Origin of the sequence: Staphylococcus sp. IVB6181 (assembly GCF_025561445.1) — a bacterium.
GTDB lineage: Bacteria > Bacillota > Bacilli > Staphylococcales > Staphylococcaceae > Staphylococcus > Staphylococcus simulans_B.
On the sequence record NZ_CP095096.1, the window covers coordinates 2,464,422 to 2,485,101 of the forward strand.

The 20,680-nt window shown below is 37.6% G+C and carries 20 protein-coding genes and 2 pseudogenes; 8 read left to right on the top strand and 14 right to left on the bottom strand.

Translation table 11 applies throughout. The features are described 5' to 3' along the window. The 4 genes and pseudogenes from mvk to pta all read right to left on the bottom strand — a co-directional run bounded on the left by mvk (nucleotide 1) and on the right by pta (nucleotide 4,461). Nucleotides 1–924 carry a mevalonate kinase gene (gene mvk, locus MUA90_RS12100; RefSeq protein ID WP_262587167.1) on the bottom strand — a complete coding sequence of 308 codons (924 nt, stop codon included), beginning with the start codon at nucleotides 922–924 and terminating at the stop codon, nucleotides 1–3. 474 nt (nucleotides 925–1,398) lie between these two features. Next, a pseudogene (locus tag MUA90_RS12105) lies at nucleotides 1,399–2,393 on the bottom strand (IS30 family transposase). 239 nt (nucleotides 2,394–2,632) lie between these two features. Further along, a complete protein-coding gene (locus tag MUA90_RS12110; RefSeq protein ID WP_262587169.1) occupies nucleotides 2,633–3,472 on the bottom strand; it encodes a lipoate--protein ligase family protein in 840 nt (279 codons plus the stop codon). After that, nucleotides 3,472–4,461 (bottom strand): phosphate acetyltransferase, encoded by a 990-nt coding sequence (gene pta, locus MUA90_RS12115; RefSeq protein ID WP_262587171.1) that lies wholly within the window; start codon nucleotides 4,459–4,461, stop codon nucleotides 3,472–3,474. The genes MUA90_RS12110 and pta overlap by 1 nt, the downstream gene beginning before the upstream one ends. Nucleotides 4,462–4,628: 167 nt before the next feature. Between pta and hemQ the strand changes: the two genes are divergently transcribed. From hemQ to MUA90_RS12135, 4 genes are all read left to right on the top strand, one after another. Continuing rightward, nucleotides 4,629–5,378 carry a hydrogen peroxide-dependent heme synthase gene (gene hemQ / locus MUA90_RS12120; RefSeq protein WP_262587173.1) on the top strand — a complete coding sequence of 250 codons (750 nt, stop codon included), beginning with the start codon at nucleotides 4,629–4,631 and terminating at the stop codon, nucleotides 5,376–5,378. A gap of 839 nt (nucleotides 5,379–6,217) precedes the next feature. Further along, the gene (locus MUA90_RS12125; RefSeq protein WP_105993415.1) at nucleotides 6,218–7,000 is read left to right on the top strand and encodes a threonine/serine exporter family protein; all 783 of its coding nucleotides are present in this window, start codon (nucleotides 6,218–6,220) and stop codon (nucleotides 6,998–7,000) included. Between the two features lie 19 nt (nucleotides 7,001–7,019). Next, nucleotides 7,020–7,478, top strand: a complete 459-nt coding sequence (locus MUA90_RS12130) for a threonine/serine exporter family protein (protein WP_105993414.1) — start codon at nucleotides 7,020–7,022, stop codon at nucleotides 7,476–7,478. 152 nt (nucleotides 7,479–7,630) lie between these two features. Continuing rightward, nucleotides 7,631–8,419, top strand: coding sequence for a hypothetical protein (locus tag MUA90_RS12135; RefSeq protein ID WP_262587176.1), 789 nt, complete (start codon nucleotides 7,631–7,633; stop codon nucleotides 8,417–8,419). A gap of 272 nt (nucleotides 8,420–8,691) precedes the next feature. Here the strand turns inward: MUA90_RS12135 and MUA90_RS14110 are convergent. The 6 genes and pseudogenes from MUA90_RS14110 to MUA90_RS12170 all read right to left on the bottom strand — a co-directional run bounded on the left by MUA90_RS14110 (nucleotide 8,692) and on the right by MUA90_RS12170 (nucleotide 14,179). Continuing rightward, nucleotides 8,692–10,243, bottom strand: a pseudogene (locus MUA90_RS14110) (IS3 family transposase). Nucleotides 10,244–10,326: 83 nt separating this feature from the next. Continuing rightward, complete coding sequence (locus MUA90_RS12150; RefSeq protein WP_262587178.1) at nucleotides 10,327–10,947, bottom strand: DedA family protein; 621 nt, start codon at nucleotides 10,945–10,947, stop codon at nucleotides 10,327–10,329. Between the two features lie 182 nt (nucleotides 10,948–11,129). Continuing rightward, a complete protein-coding gene (locus MUA90_RS12155; RefSeq protein ID WP_262587180.1) occupies nucleotides 11,130–12,674 on the bottom strand; it encodes an APC family permease in 1,545 nt (514 codons plus the stop codon). A 66-nt stretch (nucleotides 12,675–12,740) separates the two neighbouring features. Further along, nucleotides 12,741–13,124, bottom strand: a complete 384-nt coding sequence (locus MUA90_RS12160; RefSeq protein WP_262587181.1) for a DUF423 domain-containing protein — start codon at nucleotides 13,122–13,124, stop codon at nucleotides 12,741–12,743. Between the two features lie 21 nt (nucleotides 13,125–13,145). Beyond that, complete coding sequence (locus MUA90_RS12165; RefSeq protein ID WP_262587182.1) at nucleotides 13,146–13,520, bottom strand: YwdI family protein; 375 nt, start codon at nucleotides 13,518–13,520, stop codon at nucleotides 13,146–13,148. After that, complete coding sequence (locus tag MUA90_RS12170; protein ID WP_105993408.1) at nucleotides 13,517–14,179, bottom strand: uracil-DNA glycosylase; 663 nt, start codon at nucleotides 14,177–14,179, stop codon at nucleotides 13,517–13,519. Before MUA90_RS12170 ends, MUA90_RS12165 begins: the two co-directional genes overlap by 4 nt. A 106-nt stretch (nucleotides 14,180–14,285) precedes the next feature. Between MUA90_RS12170 and thiD the strand changes: the two genes are divergently transcribed. Continuing rightward, the gene (thiD, locus tag MUA90_RS12175) at nucleotides 14,286–15,116 is read left to right on the top strand and encodes a bifunctional hydroxymethylpyrimidine kinase/phosphomethylpyrimidine kinase (RefSeq protein ID WP_262587184.1); all 831 of its coding nucleotides are present in this window, start codon (nucleotides 14,286–14,288) and stop codon (nucleotides 15,114–15,116) included. Nucleotides 15,117–15,740: 624 nt separating this feature from the next. Here thiD and folE2 read toward each other — a convergent pair. From folE2 to MUA90_RS12190, 3 genes are read right to left on the bottom strand one after another with little or no spacing between them, the layout of a single operon-like run. After that, on the bottom strand, nucleotides 15,741–16,619 hold the full coding sequence (folE2, locus tag MUA90_RS12180) for a GTP cyclohydrolase FolE2 (RefSeq protein ID WP_262587186.1): 879 nt from the start codon (nucleotides 16,617–16,619) through the stop codon (nucleotides 15,741–15,743). Nucleotides 16,620–16,635: 16 nt separating this feature from the next. Then, nucleotides 16,636–17,301, bottom strand: a complete 666-nt coding sequence (gene bshB2, locus MUA90_RS12185) for a bacillithiol biosynthesis deacetylase BshB2 (RefSeq protein ID WP_114603950.1) — start codon at nucleotides 17,299–17,301, stop codon at nucleotides 16,636–16,638. Between the two features lie 12 nt (nucleotides 17,302–17,313). Next, on the bottom strand, nucleotides 17,314–17,673 hold the full coding sequence (locus MUA90_RS12190) for a YojF family protein (protein WP_262587188.1): 360 nt from the start codon (nucleotides 17,671–17,673) through the stop codon (nucleotides 17,314–17,316). 336 nt (nucleotides 17,674–18,009) lie between these two features. Here MUA90_RS12190 and nagB point away from each other — a divergent pair, with 336 nt between their 5' ends. From nagB to hxlB, 3 genes are all read left to right on the top strand, one after another. Then, nucleotides 18,010–18,738, top strand: a complete 729-nt coding sequence (nagB, locus tag MUA90_RS12195; RefSeq protein WP_262587190.1) for a glucosamine-6-phosphate deaminase — start codon at nucleotides 18,010–18,012, stop codon at nucleotides 18,736–18,738. Nucleotides 18,739–18,829: 91 nt separating this feature from the next. Next, on the top strand, nucleotides 18,830–19,462 hold the full coding sequence (gene hxlA / locus MUA90_RS12200; RefSeq protein ID WP_114603952.1) for a 3-hexulose-6-phosphate synthase: 633 nt from the start codon (nucleotides 18,830–18,832) through the stop codon (nucleotides 19,460–19,462). A 3-nt stretch (nucleotides 19,463–19,465) separates the two neighbouring features. After that, on the top strand, nucleotides 19,466–20,011 hold the full coding sequence (hxlB, locus tag MUA90_RS12205) for a 6-phospho-3-hexuloisomerase (protein ID WP_262587192.1): 546 nt from the start codon (nucleotides 19,466–19,468) through the stop codon (nucleotides 20,009–20,011). Between the two features lie 101 nt (nucleotides 20,012–20,112). Here the strand turns inward: hxlB and MUA90_RS12210 are convergent, their stop codons facing one another. Then, nucleotides 20,113–20,679 carry an NADPH-dependent FMN reductase gene (locus tag MUA90_RS12210; RefSeq protein WP_262587194.1) on the bottom strand — a complete coding sequence of 189 codons (567 nt, stop codon included), beginning with the start codon at nucleotides 20,677–20,679 and terminating at the stop codon, nucleotides 20,113–20,115. Between the last annotated feature and the right edge of the window lies 1 nt (nucleotide 20,680).

Sequence of the window (20,680 nt, forward strand, 5' to 3'; positions counted from 1 at the left end):
TTAACCTCCTAAATTCTCTATCCACGTATGCTTAGCACCCGCTTCTTTTACTGCTTGTGCTACCTTTTTCGCTGTCCCATAATCTTTCACTAACGTAATGACACTGCCGCCGCGGCCGCTGCCTGTCAGCTTGCCTGCCACAGCACCTGCTTGTTTTGCCACTTGCAGCAATCGATCAATTTTCGGATGACTGACTGTCAATGTCGCTAAATAAGATTGGCATTCATTGAAAATGTCAGCTAACGCTTCAAAGTTATGCGTGTTGATGGCTTGATTCGCTGCATGTACCAGTCGGCCAATACGTTCGATAAACTGCATATTCTCATGATTATGCTGCACAAGTTCATGCACATCACTCACTGCCTCTTTGGTATTCCCTCTGATGCCGGTATCTAAAACGACCATATATCCCGCAACATTCAAAGTTTTCAAAGGTGTAAAGACACCTTCTTGGAACCATGTCGGTTTATTCGACACAATCGTTTGTGCATCGATACCGCTAGGTTTCCCATGCGCAATCATTTCTGCCCAGTTGACATGTTCAATCAATGCTTCATCAGATAAAGGTTTGCCCATATAGTCAAAAGCAGCTCTAGTGAAGGCTACGGCTACAGCAGCACTAGAACCTAAGCCTCTTGAAGGCGGTAATTGTGCATCGATTTTAATCATCACAGGTGAATCAATATGATTTTCTTCTTCGAATCTGCTGATTAATGCATGTAAATGCTCCGGTGCATCCGCAACTTCGCCTTCATAGACATCACTGATCATCGTAGACACTGCCAATTCCGGCATTTCTTCAATTTCAACTGTTACTTTCCCAGAGGAAAACGGAATTGCAATCGCAGGCTGGCCGAACGTCACCGCATGTTCACCTACTAATATGATTTTCCCATTAGATTCCCCGTAGCCTTTTTGTGTCATATCTGCATCACCTTTAATACTTTCCTAGTTTCTCAAAGTATATTGAATTCCTGTTGTATACATGCAAAGACCTCCAGCCACTTTCTTTGTTGCCCTTATGAAAATGACAGGAAGCTTATGCATGGGACTTAATATACTCATTTATTTTTCAACCTATATATTTTTGTCATTTATAAAATATGTTGCACTTTACTGTTCACTTTTCTTCAAACACCGTTTTATTATACCCTATTTATCTCGATGTTTTATCATACCTAAGTTGTAAAATTAATACCTGATAATAAACTACTTCCTCATTCTACCGAAAATTTCACTTTATTTAAACGATTTGTTCATATCTTCGTCATAAAAAATATAATTAAAAATGAGGATTCACACCATCTGAATTAAAAAACCGCAACACAAAAGGGATATTGAAAGTCACCATGTCAAATAGAAAACGAAAGTTGGTTGCTATTTGTTTATCTTCAATTGTCAAATTAAGTGCAACACCTTATCATTGAAAAGCTCTGCTGGTGTTTTCCAATCAAATCGTTTACGAGGACGTGTATTCAACTTATAAACATAGCGTTCTATTTGTTCTTCTGTAATGTTATCAATATCAATACCTTTGGCTATATATTCTCTAATCAATCCATTTGTATTTTCATTAGTTCCACGTTGCCAAGGGGAATGAGGATCAGGAAAATAAAAGGGAATGTTATCTAACTCTGACGTAATTTCTGGATGTTTAGAAAACTCTACACCTCTATCTGGTGTAATGGATAATCGTTTATTGTTTGGTAAGCCGCTAAGTAAATCTACGATTTTCTGTTTCACAAACTCAGATTTCTTTTTAGGTACTTTACCACAAAGTAAATAGCTGGTTTTACGATCTACTAATGTAACAAGACAAGATTTTCCAGTTTTTCCCATAACAGTATCGGCTTCCCAATCTCCGATGCGTTCTCTATTATTAATGATTTGAGGCCGATCGTGTATTGAATAACTTATTCTAATTCTACCTCTTTTTTCTTGATGATCTTTAGTGTGTCTAGTCTTGCCTCTATGCCTTAACAATCTAATACATCCACGATTACCGTGACTTAATTTTGGCGGATCAAACAGGCCTAAATAAATAGCACGGTAAATAGTGTTATAACTAATAGCCAAGTGAAACCCTTCACTTTTTAATCGGTTCGCAATTTGTTCAGGCGACCACTGTTGATTAAGAAATAAAAATTTCACTTTATCAAATAAAATCTGTGATTTTAATAATAATTTACGTCCGCATTTTTTCTTATTGCACTTGTAATTATTATGAGCATATGTAGGGCTGTAGCTTCCGGAGGAAGCATTTCTAACTAATTCACGAGAAACGGTTGATGGGCTTCTGCAAATATCTTAAGCGATTTTCTTAAAGAATATCCTTTAGAGAATATTCTTTCGCGTTCTTCTATGGTAAGGTGTTTATATGAGTCCATAATCATTATCTCCAGTAAAATTTTGTCTTCGCAAACTTTATTTTACTAGATTGATGATATTAGGGCTCTTTTTTATGTGTTACACTTATTTTGACAATTGAAGTCATAAATAAACACCCCAAAAGTAGTATTTTATAGGTTCAACTTTTGGGATGTAGTACACAAATCATCTACATTTTAAGTTTAAACTTTATTAAGAGAGTATCAAGCCACATAACTTTTCAGCTATTTACATCCCTTTGTGCTTAATCGTTCATTTTCGCATTAATTTTTGCATTACGTTCTATCATACGCTCAAAATATTTTTCAAATCTTTCCCATTCTTCATCACTGATCGGTTCCATATTTAATGTTGCGCCTAAATCTTTAATCGCATAAAGCAATTTTAACATCACATCTTGAACCGTCATGGAATGTCCAAACAAAGTTTCAAGCGAAGCCATACAAGATGGATCAATATCAGGGTACTTAAACTTTGTTTCTTCGCCTTGCAGCGCTCTATCGTAGAAAGCTTTCATCATTTCAGCACGTTCTTCGCCTGAACCTTCTACACAAAGATAAACTTGTACCGCAATACCGCCTCTCACTCTGCGTTGAGAAATACCAGCAAACTTTTTGTCATTGATACTCAAGTCGAATTTTCCTGGGCAATAAGAGCGTTCAATTTCTTTCGTTTCGATAGTAACATGTTCATCTTCGAACATTTTATCGACTACTAAATACATTAAGTTAAATGCTTCGTCTATTGAAACTTCGGTCTTGCCCTTAAAGATAAGGGAGAAATTCAAAATACCTTGATCGAGCACCACACCTAAGCCGCCTGAATTGCGGACAATTACATTATAACCGCGTTCATCGACCAAATAGCGTATGCCGTCATTTAAATGCGGCAAGCGTGCATCATGTGTACCTAGTATTACGGTATGCTGATGAATCCAAGTGCGGACGACACTGCATGATAAATCCTTGCCCGCACTTTCTGAAAATGTATCATCAAATGCAAAAGACTGCATCGGCGCAAAGCCTGTAGAATGGTCAATATAACGCCATTCTTGATCTTTAAAATAGCGCTCTGCCAAATCCATTATTGCAATGTTTGTGCTGCAGTGATGATTGATAAGTTGAAGACATCTTCAGTTGAGCAGCCGCGGCTTAAGTCGTTTACTGGAGAATTCAAGCCTTGCAATACAGGTCCGATTGCTTCATAACCGCCTAAACGCTGTGCAATTTTATAGCCGATGTTGCCTCCTTCTAAGCTAGGGAACACAAAGACATTTGCATCACCGTTGATTTTAGCGTCTGGTGCTTTTTTCGCTGCAACTTCTGGTACGATTGCTGCGTCGAATTGGAATTCGCCGTCAATAACAACATCGTTTAAACCTTCTGATTCAGCTTTTTCTTGTGCTGCTTTTGTTGCTTGTGCTACTTTTTCAACGTCGTCTGATTTTGCAGAACCTTTTGTTGAGAAGCTTAATAATGCAACTTTAGGGTCCATACCGAAGCTTTTCGCTGTTTTTGCACTTTCTACAGCAATTTCAGCTAAGTCTGTTGCTTCTAGTGTCGGGTTGATTGCACAGTCGCCGAATACATATTGTGCGTCGTCTTTAATCATGAAGAACACACCTGAAGTTTTCGCAACGCCTGGTTTTGTTTTGATAATTTGCAATGCAGGACGTACAGTATCGCCTGTAGAGTGTGCAGCACCGCTGACAAGCCCTTCTGCTTTACCTGTATAAACAAGCATTGTACCGAAGTAGTTTACATTGTTCAGCATGTCTTCTGCTTGTTCTTTTGTCGCTTTGCCTTTACGACGTTCTACAAATGCTTCCACCAATTCTGGTTTCAATTCACTTGTTTCTGGTGTAATAATTTCGATGCCTGAAATATCTAAACCTTTGTCTTCTGCGAGTGATTTGATTTTGTCTTCATCACCTAAAACAACAGGTTCCACAAAATCTGAAGCTTGTAATTTTGTTGCTGCAGTTAATACACGTTCATCTTCACCCTCAGGTAATACGATTCTTACATTCTTTCCTGAAAGTTTGTCTTTCAATACATCTAATAAACTAGGCATAATATCCTCCTTGGAAATCACGGTTTTATAAATTTTTTCATCCATTATTATACGCTATTTTACAAGTAATTACCACGCTCTTACTTTCAATCAATTTGTATGCTTTGCATCAACCTTTATGATAAACTTTGATGTGAATCAATAGATATTTCAAAGGAGCGATAATAATGAGTCAAGCAGCAGAAACATTAGATGGTTGGTACAGCCTCCATTTATTTTATGCAATCGACTGGCCAACATTACGTCTTGTACCTAGTGAAGACCGTCAAGAAATTGTCAAAGAATTCCAAGACTTCTTAGACAAATTAGGTTCAGTACGTAAAGTTCAAAACGGTGATCACGCACTGTATAATATTACAGGCCAAAAAGCAGATGTTTTACTTTGGGTATTACGTCCAGAAATGCAAGAGCTTAATGCTATTGAACTTGCATTAAACAAATTACGTATCGCAGATTACTTTATCCCAACGTACTCATACGTATCTGTTATCGAATTAAGCAACTATCTTGCAGGCAAATCAGACGAAGATCCATATGAAAACCCGCATGTTAAAGCACGTCTTTATCCTGAATTGCCGCATTCAGATTATATCTGCTTCTATCCAATGAACAAACGCCGCAATGAAACATATAACTGGTATATGCTTTCAATGGATGAACGTAAAAAATTAATGTATGACCACGGTATGATTGGTCGTAAATATGCCGGTAAAATCAAACAATTCATCACTGGCTCAGTTGGATTTGACGATTACGAATGGGGCGTTACATTATTTGCAGATGACGTACTTCAATTCAAGAAAATCGTTTATGAAATGCGCTTTGATGAAACAACTGCGCGTTATGGCGAATTCGGCAGTTTCTTTGTCGGCCATAAATTACCTGAAGACAGCTTAGAAAAATTCTTCAGTATTTAAGATAAGAGATAAATTAGATAAAGCAAGGGACACAAGTCATGGAGAGTTCATGATTTTTGTGTCCCTTTTCTTATGTATATTTATTTTATTCGCTATCTTTCTATCATTTACCACAACATCAAAAGTTCGTGTCTCCAGGGCACAAAACAGGATGTAATCAAATGGTGTAAAGACAAAAGAGAACTTCCCAACAAACTCCTGTTGTTGAAAGCTCTCTTTTGATGGATTTATATAAAGGTGTGATTCATTAATTAAAGCAGAATGCTAGCCAGCACCGAGAAATGAATGACACCTATGTACCACACGTATGCTGGCTATCTGAGCCTGCATGCTAGCGGCACGTTCTTCGGCATCTACCACTCCCAATGTTGGCAGCTTCTGCCGTATAGTATAAGCATACAACTGCACGGCTTGAATGCAGTGTTGCTCATCCCTCCTGTAGTGTCCTTGGAGAACTTTGCCACTACTTGTTTAGCAGGTTAACTGTGAAGCGGTTACCGTCGCTACCCAGTTAACACACTTCAACAGTCAACCACTATAACTTTAACCGTTTTGAAATATTTGAAACATTGGATAGAATATTGGATTATTTGATTGCCTTCTTTTAATTATATAAAGTCAATTATGAAATTATTGATATGATAAAAAATACATCGACTATGTAAAGCTCACTCTCGATAACGAGTTGGTATATGAATACCTCATTTTTCAAAATTTACACAATCGAAACGAATTCTTCGGTTGTTTCTCTCCTTGTTTTCCTACATAATTGATGTATTGATTTGAATATTCACAAAAATATAAGGACAACTTTACGACAGAAGAAAATGAGTGATGATATGGAATTAGATAACAGAGTAAGTTATATAGAAGATACGCCTAAAGAACGCCTAGCGAAAGATACGATTATGCTTGCAGGACGTATATTATTAGAGTCTGGTGCCGAAGGTACTCGTGTCGAAGGTACGATGACGCGTATTGCGGAAACATTAGGCTTTAACCAAAGCAACAGCTTTGTGACTAATACAGTGATCAATTTCTTGCTTGATAATCAAACAACGCCAAGAATGTATAGAATCGAATCACGTGATACCAATTTAATTAAAATTTCCCAAACCAATTCTGTTTCTCGTAAATTAGCATCTGGTGATATTAGTTTAGAAGAAGCTTACACACGTTTGAAACAGGTCTATAGAACTAAACAAACACATGATTTAATTTATAAAGGAATAGCTGCCGCAATCATTTCAATCAGCTTTTTATACTTGCAGACGGGTAATTTCGTAGATATTGTTGCGACCGTTTTTGCTGGCTCCCTTGGTTATCTGGTTGTAGAAATGCTCTACCGCGCTAATTTAAAAACTTTATTTATACCAGAATTTCTAGGTTCTGTTGTAATCGGAGGGATTGCAATACTTGGAAATAATATGGTCCCCGACGGTTCGCTCTCTGCGATTATTATCGCCGCAGTCATGCCGATTGTCCCAGGAGTGTTGATTACCAATGCAATCCAAGACTTATTCGGGGGACACATGATGATGTTCACGACTAAATCATTAGAAGCGCTCGTTACTTCGTTCGGCATAGGTGCAGGCGTAGGTACGATGCTGCTGATATTTTAAAAGAGGAGGCTGACACAACATGTTATATTGGATTTCTCACTTTTTCTTTAGTTATATTGCCTCCCTCTTCTTTTGTGTCATTTTCGATGCGCCGAAGCGCATGTATGTATGGGCAGGATTAGTGGGATCATGCGGATGGATGGTATATATCTTTTTATATTCCGGTCTGCATATTCATACAATCTATGCTTCTTTCTTCGGCAGTTTAGCACTTGGTTTGCTGAGCCATATCATGGCTCGTCTGAAAAAAGAACCCGTCATTATCTTTATGGTACCTGGTATTATCCCCTTGGTACCTGGAGGACTTGCATTCGACACCACAAAAAGCCTGGTGATACTTCAGTTTAACAAAGCAGTACCTACCATGCTTGAGGTTACTTTAATTGCCGGTGCAATTGCGGCAGGTCTCCTTTTTGCCGATCAGCTTTCACGTCTTTTGATTACTTGGAAGAGTGCAGTAAAACAAAAAGTAAAATGAATTTCAGAATACGAAACGTCTCCTTTCTATCGAAAGCGAGGCGTTCTTTAGTACTTATCCATATATTTCTCTATCAGTCTTGCTTTTTATTTTCCGAATATTTAAAATATAATTAAAGCGTTTACATAAGATTCAGGAAGAAGGAAGACATCATGAAAAAGCTTAAATTGACCCTTAAAGGATCACTTGCTGAACAAAAGTTTCTCGAACAGAAAAAACAAGAAGGTTATTACTTAACGCGTGTTATCAACGGCGTTTATACTTTCAAACATAATCCTGCAGTTAAGAATATGAAACTCCAGGTCAACTTTATTAAAACAAAAGATATAGAAACGCAACCTACGCTCGATAACAACAGTCCTTATTTCGCAATGACAACCAAACAACTCAACTACTCAAAACATACATTGGTGTACAGCTATTTAAAAGACACTGAAAACCCTATCTATAGCAACACAGATACTAAAGCAGAAGAATATCAATACCTTAAGCACTTTCAAAATACCATCTTAACTCTTGCTATTTTAGCGTTATTTATCTGTATTGCTTTATGGGCTTATTTCACTTCAATCGGCTATACAAATGTAATGGCACCTTTACCTATGAAAATCATGAGCGGTGTATTTATTGCGGTAGTATTATTTTATTTGATGATTAAACACCGAATCAGAACAAGCTGCCCAACTTACGTCGATCAGTTCTACCTCAGTTATTCCGTTTCCATTCGAACAACTGATGGACCGCCTGACTTAAATAAACTCAAACATTTAGGCGCATGGCGTTACGTGCTGGAAAAGAACGGTAAATATTACTACAACTTGCACAGCAAACAACCAAAAGACTCCATCATCCACTCTATTTGTACAAGATTAGACATGAAACCAGAACAAATCTTTGTATATTCAGCATTGGATTTATTTCCTGTTCGTGGACACTTTTAATACGTTTATATGTATAAAGCAATATAATTAAACCGCACTTCCCTCTTCATGAACTGCTCCCTGTCAAGTAGACAGGAAAAAAACAAAAAATAATTTATTGGGAATCTGATAAACAAATTTTAAGTTACTGTACAAATGAGTTGATAAATCTCGTTTGTACAGTTTTTTTATTCTCCTAGCGCACTATCGTTTGCTTGATCTGGTAAAAAAAGTGGTGCGCTACGCACACTACTTCTTTTACCAGATTATTTAGGGTAGACATTAGTTAGAAGTTAAGCAATTAATCTTTCCATTTCCAAAGTAATTCTCTCATTGTTGTAAAAATCAATGTATTCTTTAAACTGCGAGCGTGCAGTTTTTATATCCTTGAATTTATAATGTCTATTACCGCGATAAATTTCTGATTTCATTATTCCCCAAAATGATTCCATTGGACTATTATCTATGCATCGTCCGACTCGTGACATGCTTTGAATAACACCTTGCTCATCGAGCAAGAATTTAAAATGTTTGCTTGTATATTGAAAACCTCTGTCGCTATGTAGTATTAAGCCGCTTATATTTTTCACTTTCTTTAACGCTTTATTGAAAGTATTAAAAACCAGCTGATTGTTATTTGAATAACTTATATCATAGCTTACAATTTTACCTGTTCCGAGATCTCTGATAGCGCTTAAATAAAATTTCCTTCCATTTTCTAAAATAAGTTCTGTCACATCTGTTACCCATTTTTTGTTAGCTTCCGTTTCACTAAATTCTCTATCTAATAAATTCTCTGCAGTAATAGTAGGTGTTGAGGGTCTATATCTTTTTCTTGCAGCACGTATGCAAGATTTTAGACCTAATTTTTTCATTAAACGATATACTCGTTTACGACTTACTTTTTTATCCAGTCTTAAACAGATATATATACGAATACGACGATAACCATATATACCGTTGTATTTATTGAAAATCCACAAGATTTCTTTCATTAATATTTCATCTTCAATTTCACGCTGTGTTTTAAATTCTCTTCTCTTTCTCCACTTATAATAACTGGCTCTAGAAATTCCAACCACCTTACATAACAGAGTTATTGGATATTCATTTTTTAAGTCTCTATTACAAGGTACTCAACTATTTGTCTAAACGGCGATTGATCAGCTCTCTTTCTTTCTCCTTCAACTTTTTTAAAATCTTGTTTTCCATTTCTAAGTATTTGATTCTTTCTTCAAGAGCTTTTGTTTTAGCTAATGCTTGTTCTTCATCAGTCATTGTCTGAGTTGGCTTACCTTTACCTCTTCCGTCTACAAGACCGGCACTTCCAAATTGTTCATATTTTTTAACCCAACTATATACTTGGCCATAATTAACATTATATTTTAAAGCTGTTTTCTTATAATCTTTTTCTGACTCAATACATGCTTCTACTATTTCTACACGTTCTTCGAACGTTGTTTTTCTCGCTTTCATTGAATACACCCCTAGTAATGGAGAATATGAAACATTCTCTTTTCCTAAAGTATATCGTTTTATCCAATCCCTAACAGTAGAATATGCTGGAATATTATATTTTATTGCTAAATCAACAGCAGAAACACCTTCAGTTAAGTATTCCTGAACAATTGTTTCTTTAAATGCTTTACTATAAGTATTATTGCTTTTCTTTGGTAATAGTACCTCAACGCCATGTACTTTATATTGGTGATATTTAAACATCACCTGTTTACGATTTAATTCTATACCACTCTTTTCTATAGCTTCATTACAACTATAACCTTCATCTATTAAACTAAATGTTAAGAGAAATAATTTAATGTCACTTTCGAGATATTTAGACATAAGAATTCTCCCCCTATAGTTTTGTTTTTTTAGTGTCTACTATAGGGGGAGCATATCATCATCGGAAAGTGCGGTATTTATGTTTACTTATTTGATTTGCTGAAACGTTTCTTCACAAATAGTAGAACTAAAATAATAAATAAAATAACTAAGACGATAAGTACTATACTTGAGAATGAATCGAATGCAGCTGAAATTTTCGGCCAAGCTGATCCTGCTTGATGACCTAATATTACAAGAACGGTGTTCCAAATTAATGTACCAAGTGTGGTAAAGATTAAGAATGGTATGAGTCGCATGCCTGTTGTTCCGGCTGGAATTGAAATCAGGCTTCGAATCACTGGAATAAATCTTGCGAAGAAAACAACTTTATTGCCGTGTGTATCAAACCAGTCATCTGCTTTTTCTATGTCACTTGCTTTAAATCGCAATATTTTTCCTACTTTACCGTTTACCAGTTTCTGCAATCTTTCTACAGAGAGCAGTCGTCCTACATAATAAAGTACAATAGCGCCTGCTACTGAACCTAGTGTAGACGCAATAATTACACCAACAACGTTCATATCTGAATGCAACGTTAAAAATCCGCTGAAAGTTAAAATCAATTCAGAAGGGATTGGAGGGAAGATATTCTCTAGAGCGATTAATAAGAATACTCCCAGGTAACCAAACTGATCGATAAAATTTTCGACCATCTGTTCCATAAGGTTCCTCCTATTTATTATTTAGAAAAACAACAGATTCCTTTCAATCTGCTTTTTCCTTACTCGCTATAACTTATAAAAATTCCAAGCATTTTGCAAGTAAAATAGGGTGATTCAACAAATTCTATAAATTATTAAAGGCGAGGCATCTTTTATAATGGCCTCACCTTATTTAAAAGTATCTATTGATTTTTAGAATTTGAATCTCTTGTATTTGAAGGTCTATCTGTTTCTGCTGTGTCGTTATCTCCCGGTTCTTCAATAATCTCATCTACTCTTTCTTGACTTGTATCAAGAATCAAGCGGCTGAGTTCATCTTTATCGATACGTTTAAGCTTAGGATAACGTACGATGAAGAAAATCAAACCTAACACTAGCCATGCGATTAAAGCAATATAAGATGGTAATGATAAAGCAGCTGGTGATCCTGGGATTAATAATAATCCTAAGAAAATAAACGCAAATACCGAACCAACAATCGCAAAGGTTTTATAAACCGGAGCGTAAGTATTGCTTGCTTTGTTATAGCTGAATAATTTCGCAGCTGATAAACATGTGACTAAGTATGCGACTGATACCCCCGTTGAAGACATATCTACAATCCAAGTTAATGCAGTACGTCCTAACCACGGCGCAATCAGTGTTAAAGCACCCAAGAATAAAATAGCGACATACGGTGTTTTGTATCTTGAATGCAGTTTACTGAATATCCCCGGCATAATTCCTGAACGGCCCATTGAGAATAATAAACGGCTTGAACTCATCAAGAAACCGTTAAGTCCTGTAAAGATACCCATGATGATTGCGATAGCAAGTATGAATAAACCAATGTAGCCGAAAGCTTGTTGAGTTACAGCACCTGTTAACCACAAGTTGCCGTTTAAGCTTTCACTGCTTTTGCTTAACCATGCTGTATAAAGAATCATCAAGACATACGTCCCTGCTGCCGCAAGCAAACTGTAAACAATCAGTTTGAATGTTTTATTCGGCGCAAAGTCGAATTCTTCTGCGGTTTGCGGAATGTTATCAAACCCGACATATGCCCATGGCGCTACAGCCACTATCAAGATAATTGAAGTAAACCAGCCTTTGGACTCGTTAGTTAAAGGTTGTAAATTACTGAATGAAAATTCGCTTCCGAAAAACGATCCGAAGAACATCAGTAGTACAACTATTACCATCGCAACACAGAAATAATACTGCAAGCTCCCTGACACGTGTGCACCACGTATCGTAATAAACGTAAAGAGTAATAATAAAACAGTTGCGATAATAATTTCAGTGATGTAAACATCCCATCCGGCGATGGTGTAAAGTTTACCATGCTCGAGTACGCTCGGCATCATAAACTTCAAGAGTAAACTAAAGGCGGTCGCATTCAATGCGACAACACAAATATAACCAAAAGTTAAAAACCATGATGAGAAGAAACTCACATACCTCCCAAAGCTTAAATAACTGAAGGCAAAAGCGCCTCCTGATACTGGGAAGTGTTTCACAAGTGCCCCGTAACTTACACCAATAATAATCATTAATAATGCACCAATTGTAATACCGATTGCTGCTGAAATCGGACCTGATTGTTTAATCCAGTCCCCAGGCAATATAAAAGAACCCCAGCCTATACATGAACCATAGGCAATTGCCCAGACGAACTTTTCTGACAGGTTCTGTTGTAAATCTCCTCGGTCTACTTTTTTATGGTGTTTTCTATCTCTTTCTCCCATAATAAAAAATTCACCTCATTCGATACATTATACCCTGTGAGATGAATTTTTGAACCGTTTATTGGTTTATTTTTTTAATTTAAGTGATTGTACGAGTAAAGTTACCCAAGAAGCGATAAATAACACGCCTCCAATTGGTGTAATTGCGCCTAAAGGTTTGATTTGTGTTAATGATAATACATATAGTGAGCCGCTGAAGATGACAATACCGCCAAACATCATCCATCCTGCAGCTTTTAAGTTTAATTTAGTTGTACCGCTTAAAATCCCGATACCGACTAACCCTAAGCTATGATACATTTCATATGTTGTTGCTTTATTCCACACATCTAAATAGTGCGGTGATAATTTATCAGCTAACGCATGTGCACCGAATGCTCCTGTCGCAACTGATAATGCAGCACACCCTGCACCGAGTGCTACAAATGCTTTCATTGATTTAAGATTCATTGCTTAATCGCTCCTTTATAGTTAAAAGTCAAATATAGAATCGCCATTGCCGAGTTGGTCATCAGTTACCATTTTATTAGAAGCACCTGGCGGTGTCGATGAATTCGGTGTTTCTGAATAAGAAGCAACCTTGCCGCCCATCGCTTTGATTTCCTCAGCAGACACACCGGATGTTGAAAGAGATTGTTTTTGCACTGAAGTATGCGCAGCAGGTTGCTGATACGGTGCTGATTGTTTCGCATACACTTTGCTTGTATCAGACGGTTCTGCATCTGTATAAAGCGAAGTCAATGTATGAATCGCATACATATGCTTATTAAATTCCGCTTCGCTGTGCGCTTCATCTGCTTGCACTAATTCACGTTCAATCAATGCGATTAATTTCTCTTTGTTCATCGCATTTCCCCCTCTCCGCACCAATTCACTGGTGTTTGATCATGTGCTTCTAAATAAGCATTCGCCCGTGAATACGGTTTAGAACCAAAGAAACCGCGGTACGCTGATAATGGGCTCGGATGCACAGACTTGATCACATCATGCTTTGTTGTATCAATCAGCTTTTCCTTTTGTTGTGCGGGTTTGCCCCATAAAATAAACACCACATGGTCTCTATGGTCAGAAACAGCTTTGATAATCTCATCTGTAAAGATTTCCCAGCCTATGCCGCGATGAGAATGTGCCTCGCCTTGACGCACAGTTAAAACAGTATTTAACAACAGCACACCTTCACGTGCCCAGTCCTGTAAATGTGATACTGTACGCTGACAACCGATATCATCAGCTAATTCTTGGTACATATTGCGCAATGAAGGCGGGAATTTAGCCCCAGGCTGTATCGAGAACGCCAAACCATGCGCTTGTTTTGGACCATGATAAGGATCTTGTCCCAATATCACGACTTTCACCTTTTCAAATGGTGTTAAATCAAAGGCTTGATAGATATTTTCTCTGTCTGGATAGACAGTTTGTGTCGTATATTCTTTCTCTAAAAAATCATGCATCGCTTTGAAATCATGACGGCTTGTTATGTCATGAAATACTTCAGACCACTCCATGGTATCACCTCAAACATATGATAACACAGGATATATCAAAAAGTTCAATCCTCCCTTGGAATCGTGTTATGATTAAAGAAACGAAAACGTTAGGGAGTGTAGTATTATGGCATTGAAAAAAGTATTAACAATTGCCGGTTCAGATACAAGTGCCGGTGCGGGAATGCAAGCAGATTTAAAAACATTCCAGGAATTAGACACTTACGGAATGGTCGCTTTAGCAGCGATTGTGACTATGGACAAAGAAACATGGTCTCATGATGTAACACCTATTCCATTTGATGTCTTCAACAAACAATTAGAAACAGCAATTTCTATCGGTCCAGATGCTGTTAAAACAGGGATGTTAGGTACTGAGGAAGTCATCAAACGTGCTGGCGAAGCATTTGAAGAATCAGGTGCAGACTACTTCGTTGTTGACCCTGTGATGGTATGTAAAGGCGAAGACGAAGTCTTAAACCCTGGCAACACAGATGCAATGATTAAATATTTATTGCCAAAAGCAACAGTAACAACACCTAACCTCTTTGAAGCAGGTCAATTATCAGGTTTAGGTACACTTAAATCTATCGAAGATATGAAAAAAGCCGCTAAAATCATTCATGAACAAGGTGCAGAAAATGTTGTAATCAAAGGCGGAAAAGCTTTAGAGCAAGATAAATCATATGACTTATACTACGATGGCGATAAATACTATCAACTTACAACAGACATGTTCCAACAAAGTTATAACCATGGTGCAGGCTGTACCTTCGCAGCTGCGACAACAGCTAACTTAGCAAACGGCCAATCACCTAAAGATGCTGTTATCAATGCTAAAGCATTCGTTGCTTCAGCGATTAAAAACGGTTGGAAAATGAACGACTTTGTAGGTCCGGTTGACCACGGTGCCTATAACCGTATCGAAAAAATCGATGTAACCGTTGCTGAAGTATAAACAAACATATAGTAATTCATAATGCAGACAAGCTCTTTCCTTGAGCTTGTCTCTTTTTATACATAAGAGGAAAAGCACCGCAATTCAAAAAAATCAACGTTCACGCTCTCATCAATTAGTCCTAGAAAAAGTTGATACCGAAGCCCCATGTATCATCAAAAAAAATTTAATACAATAATCAATGTAGAGGAAGCAAAATGTAATGTGTGAATCCTAAATCAATCCTAAATGTAAATTCTATAAATAATCGTTACACCTTTCTACCCACCTAAAAGGCTGAGTGCTTCCTCTACACCGACATAGACAATGCAAAAATCGCATTTAACCTCCTAAATAAAAGGTAATCATATCCTAACAATAAAATTGCGATAGCATTAACAGTTAATCTAATCATTGAATTAAAAAAGCCGATAAGCAACACCCTTCCCCTGACACTGCTTATCGGCTCACCCTAAAAATAAGAGCACTGCTAAACAAGTGAGACCGTCCCTTCTCTCTTGTTGCCTGCCGTCCCAACAGGTTATATGCAGTGCTCTTTTTTTATTGAAAGACATAAAAAGCCGCCAGTATGATTCGACAAAGTACCGAATCAGGCAAGACGGCTTATTGTTGATTGCCTATTTATTATTTTCTGTGTTTTAATTTCGCAAATGCATCGTGTTGGTGAATAGACTCTTCATTGCGGCATTCAATATAGAAGCCTTCTAACCAATCTAATTCTACTAAGTCCGCTGCGATCAAACGAATTAAATCTTCCACAAAACGCGGGTTTTCATAAGCACGTTCTGTGACGCGTTTTTCGTCTGGACGTTTAAGGATAGGATATAAGATTGAGCTTGCATTGGCTTCCATTGCATCTAAGATAACTTCTTTATGATCTGATGGTAATGTCGCCTCTGGATTAATATACGTTTTTACAGTGATTACACCGCGCTGATTGTGTGCAGAGTATTCACTGATTTCTTTTGAACAAGGACATAGTGTTGTGACTGTTGCTTGAACTGTTAATTCTTGGCGTGTCACTTTATCCCCTTCAACTGCCATGCCGTAAGTTACATCAGCGTTGCCGACAGCTTTTAAGTTTGTTACTGGGCTGTAGCGGTTAAAGAACCATTTACCTGATACATCTACACCCGCAGAACTTTGCTTCATGTGTTTTTGAAGCGAGTCTAATACAGTGTGCAAGTTATCGAATGTTAATCTCACACCATTGTCATAGTGTCTTTCAACACTCTCTAAAATACGGCTCATATTAATGCCTTTTTCTTCTCTTGTTAAACTTGTTGAGAATGCGAATGTACCTGCAGTTTGATATTCATCTATAATTACGGGATAGACTAAGTTTTTAATCCCGACTTCTTCAATTTCAAATAGGAAATCTTTGTGCGTGCTTTGCAAGTCTGTCATTTCTTCTTTTACTGTTGGTTTTGTACCTTTAATCGGATCAACAGAACCAAAGTGTTTCCAACGACCTTCACGTGTTGATAAATCAAATTCAGTCATCTGTGTGCGCCTCCACTCATGATTCAATATTATAAGTCCAATAAGTTTCTTGTTCTAAGAAACTTTTGGCTGTATCTGGAACTTGCGGTTCAGCAAGTTGCTGCAAGAAAGGTCCAGATTGTGATGCATGTGCTTTGAATGCATCTAATTTTACTTCTCTATAATCACTGATATCATTCACAATATCAGGTTCCCCTAATTCATCAATTGCATCATTACTAAAAGCCACTAATTGTAAACGCGGGCGCTGTGCCTTCGGCATACGTCCCACTGTTCTTACAACCGCTTCCGCTGTCGCTTCATGATCAGGATGTACAGCATAACCTGGATAGAATGAAATGATTACTGATGGATGCAGTTCATCGATTAAGCTTTCTACCATTCCATCAATCTTATCATAAGGTTCAAATTCTACCGTCTTGTCACGGTACCCCATCTTTCTTAAATCTTTGATACCTATCACTCTCGCTGCTTCTTCCAACTCGCGCTCTCTGACATCCGGCAAAGATTCGCGTGTCGCAAACGGCGGATTCCCTAAGTTGCGCGCCATTTGACCTAAAGTCAGGCAAGCATATGTGACAGGTACACCGTTATCGATATATCTGGCTAATGTTCCTGCTGATGAGAACGTCTCATCGTCAGGATGCGGAAAGATAACTAATACTTGTTGTTCCTCTGACATGATACGTCCTCCTTATATTTGAAACGGTACAGTACTGATTTCCAGCGCTGCTGCTAACTGTCCTTCATAATTAAATCCAGCGAGCAAGAATTCATTATTCTCATTCACTTCATAATGCGTTAAACCTTGTACATAAACCCATCCGTTATCTTGCAGTTTCAAGCCTACTCTGAACGGTTCTTTACCGCCGCCTTTAAGCTTTGCATGTTCAAAGACAACTTTAATATTTCTTAAGAAAGTCCCAGCATTAAATACACGTTGATCAAAATGGTTCGCATATGCGCCATTAGTCGTCTCAACATGCAAATATACCGGCTGGTCTACATAAGATGATAATAAAGATTGTACTTTCTCGTATTCTATCGGCTCCAAGTCGCTCACTCCCTTACACAAAACAAATTCAATTGTTAACCCCATCTATACTGTGTCGTGTTTAATTTATCTATTATTCTGTATCACTTAATTGTACTAAATCAGCGTCAATAAATATAACCACTTGCTCATTCCATAAAAAACCATAGGAATTATCGGTTATTATTCAATATTTAGAAACAATATTTACATTATATAACTGTTCTAACACTTTCTAAAGAGGTTATTGAAACATTTCTATAAAATGAGGGGGATTTACTATCTGTTTGTATAACACCCCGTTATAATGGACATGTATGTCTTCATAACAGATAAATAATAAGGAGGTCATTCATAATGAAAATTATTAATTTAGGCAATAGAGACGATGCTTCGTTTTATACAGCATGTGAATTATTCAATCAAATCAGCCGTCATCCTGACAGTAAGCTGGGCATGGCAACAGGCGGTACAATGGTTGATGTTTATTCCAATTTCGTCAACCTGCTGGAACGCAACCAATTAGATGTTTCAAATGTAGAAACATTCAACTTAGATGAGTATATTGGTTTATCAGCAGATCACCCTGAGAGTTACCATCATTATATGCATGAAGTTTTATTCGATCGCTATCCGCATTTCAAAGAAGAAAATGTACATTTACCGATTGGGGATGCAAAAGATTTAGAGGCTGAAACATCACGCTACGAACAACTCATTAAAGAACAAGGTCCTGTAGATATTCAAATCTTGGGTATTGGGGAAAACGGACATATCGGTTTTAATGAACCAGGAACAGCAAAAGACAGTGTGACACGTGTCGTAGATTTAACAGAAAGTACAATTCAAGCTAACAGCCGCTACTTCGACAACGAAGAAGATGTGCCGAAACAAGCGATTTCAATGGGACTTTCTACAATCTTGTCTGCAAAACGTATCATCTTATTAGCATTCGGAGAGAAAAAGAAAGATGCAATTACCAAACTTGCAAGCGGTATTCAAGATCCAAATGTACCGGCAACTGTATTGTATGATCACCCGAATGTAGAAGTTTATGTAGATGATGCGGCAGCACCTGATAAGTAAACTTGCCTATTGTTTGTACATTATCAAACAGGGTATACAATTTAGGTAAAGCAAAAGTTACAACACTCACATTATGAAAGGATGAATCATTTTGGAACTACAATTAGCAATTGATTTATTAAATAAAGAAGACGCTGCAGAGTTAGCTAACAAAGTGAAAGATTATGTTGATATCGTAGAAATCGGTACACCTATCATTTATAACGAAGGTTTACCAGCTGTTCAATACATGGACGATAATATCGACGGTGTTAAAGTCCTTGCAGATATGAAAATCATGGATGCGGCAGACTACGAAGTCAGCCAAGCAGTGAAATTCGGCGCTGACGTTGTAACAATCTTAGGTGTTGCAGAAGATGCTTCTATCAAAGCAGCAATCGAAGAAGCACACAAAAATGACAAGCAATTATTAGTAGACATGATTGCTGTACAAGACATTGAAAAACGTGCAAAAGAATTAGACGAAATGGGTGCAGACTATATCGCAGTACACATCGGCTATGACTTGCAAGCACAAGGTAAATCACCATTAGATGATTTACACACTGTTAAATCAGTTATCAAAAATTCTAAAGTTGCAGTTGCTGGCGGTATCAAACCAGATACAATCAAAGACATCGTAGCTGAAGGACCAGACTTAGTCATTGTCGGCGGCGGAATCGCAAATGCTGACGATCCAGTAGAAGCTGCTAAAGCTTGCCGCGACGCAGTTGAAGGGAAATAAGTTATGGCAGAATTAAAATACCAACTTATTTTAGACGAGCTGAAAACAACATTAGCTAACGTAAAAGAAGAAGATGTTGAAAACTTTGAAAAAGCAATCAAAGACGCAAAAAACATCTTTGTCGCAGGCAAAGGCCGCTCTGGATTCGTTGCTAACGGCTTCACAATGCGTTTAAATCAACTTGAACAACCTGCTTTCATCATCGGCGGTATTACAACACCTTCAATTCATGAAGGCGACTTATTTATCGTTATTTCAGGTTCAGGCAGCACAGAACACTTACGCTTATTAGCTGAAAAAGCTAAAGGCGAAGGTGCACGTGTTGCATTAGTAACAACAAAACCTGACTCAAAAATCGGTGAACTTGCAGATACAACAATCGAGTTGCCAGCCGGCACTAAATACGATGCTGAAGGTTCAGCACAACCATTAGGCAGTCTTTTCGAACAATCTGCACAATTAATCTTAGATGCAGTTGTCTTAAACTTAATGGAAACATTCAACATTGATGAAACTGCTATGCAGCAAAATCATGCTAATTTAGAATAGTTGAATATAAATAACAACGCCCTGTATCGCGCGGTACTTCCGCTTGATACAGGGCGTTATTTATACAATAAACGATTGTACTTTTGTGTATAATCGTTAGTTTATTTTAAATGTTCATAAGGACGGCTTTCCGCAAATGACACAATTTGTTCTACAAATAAGCGTGAACGTAATTGGAACTCTTCGTCTTGTAGGAAGAATGTTCCGTCATCCAGCTTCCCATAATCAGAGTCATGTGTCGCAATTTGCGTAGGTACTGCGATACCTAATAATGTACGTACAATCAAACGCAAGTGGGATAATGGTTCCGCACTTACAATACCGCCGCTGTTGCCTACTAAGCCCACCGGTTTCATTTTGAATTCATCCATAGTCAGATGATCTAAAGCATTTTTCAGCACACCTGAATAAGAACCGTGGTAGTTCGGTGTACCTAAAATAATAAAGTCCGCTTCTCTTGCCAATGTTTGTAAATCTTTCACATTCTCTTGATAGTCGCTTGGCGGATTACTTGTTCCTGAAACGTCCAATGTATGAATCGGACGATCTGCTAAGTCGAAAATCTCAACCTCTACCTCTTTTTCATTAAACTGTCCCTTTAAGAATCGTGCCAGTGCTTTAGTGTGTGATTCTACACGTGCACTCCCGACAATAATGACACCCTTCATG

Excerpts from the sequence above, each read along its gene's own strand:
- mvk (WP_262587167.1), bottom strand. The coding sequence starts at position 924 with ATGACACAAAAAGGCTACGGGGAATCTAATGGGAAAATCATATTAGTA.
- MUA90_RS12110 (WP_262587169.1), bottom strand. The coding sequence starts at position 3,472 with ATGGATTTGGCAGAGCGCTATTTTAAAGATCAAGAATGGCGTTATATT.
- pta (WP_262587171.1), bottom strand. The coding sequence starts at position 4,461 with ATGCCTAGTTTATTAGATGTATTGAAAGACAAACTTTCAGGAAAGAAT.
- hemQ (WP_262587173.1), top strand. The coding sequence starts at position 4,629 with ATGAGTCAAGCAGCAGAAACATTAGATGGTTGGTACAGCCTCCATTTA.
- MUA90_RS12125 (WP_105993415.1), top strand. The coding sequence starts at position 6,218 with ATGGAATTAGATAACAGAGTAAGTTATATAGAAGATACGCCTAAAGAA.
- MUA90_RS12130 (WP_105993414.1), top strand. The coding sequence starts at position 7,020 with ATGTTATATTGGATTTCTCACTTTTTCTTTAGTTATATTGCCTCCCTC.
- MUA90_RS12135 (WP_262587176.1), top strand. The coding sequence starts at position 7,631 with ATGAAAAAGCTTAAATTGACCCTTAAAGGATCACTTGCTGAACAAAAG.
- MUA90_RS12150 (WP_262587178.1), bottom strand. The coding sequence starts at position 10,947 with ATGGAACAGATGGTCGAAAATTTTATCGATCAGTTTGGTTACCTGGGA.
- MUA90_RS12155 (WP_262587180.1), bottom strand. The coding sequence starts at position 12,674 with ATGGGAGAAAGAGATAGAAAACACCATAAAAAAGTAGACCGAGGAGAT.
- MUA90_RS12160 (WP_262587181.1), bottom strand. The coding sequence starts at position 13,124 with ATGAATCTTAAATCAATGAAAGCATTTGTAGCACTCGGTGCAGGGTGT.
- MUA90_RS12165 (WP_262587182.1), bottom strand. The coding sequence starts at position 13,520 with ATGAACAAAGAGAAATTAATCGCATTGATTGAACGTGAATTAGTGCAA.
- MUA90_RS12170 (WP_105993408.1), bottom strand. The coding sequence starts at position 14,179 with ATGGAGTGGTCTGAAGTATTTCATGACATAACAAGCCGTCATGATTTC.
- thiD (WP_262587184.1), top strand. The coding sequence starts at position 14,286 with ATGGCATTGAAAAAAGTATTAACAATTGCCGGTTCAGATACAAGTGCC.
- folE2 (WP_262587186.1), bottom strand. The coding sequence starts at position 16,619 with ATGACTGAATTTGATTTATCAACACGTGAAGGTCGTTGGAAACACTTT.
- bshB2 (WP_114603950.1), bottom strand. The coding sequence starts at position 17,301 with ATGTCAGAGGAACAACAAGTATTAGTTATCTTTCCGCATCCTGACGAT.
- nagB (WP_262587190.1), top strand. The coding sequence starts at position 18,010 with ATGAAAATTATTAATTTAGGCAATAGAGACGATGCTTCGTTTTATACA.
- hxlB (WP_262587192.1), top strand. The coding sequence starts at position 19,466 with ATGGCAGAATTAAAATACCAACTTATTTTAGACGAGCTGAAAACAACA.
- MUA90_RS12210 (WP_262587194.1), bottom strand. The coding sequence starts at position 20,679 with ATGAAGGGTGTCATTATTGTCGGGAGTGCACGTGTAGAATCACACACT.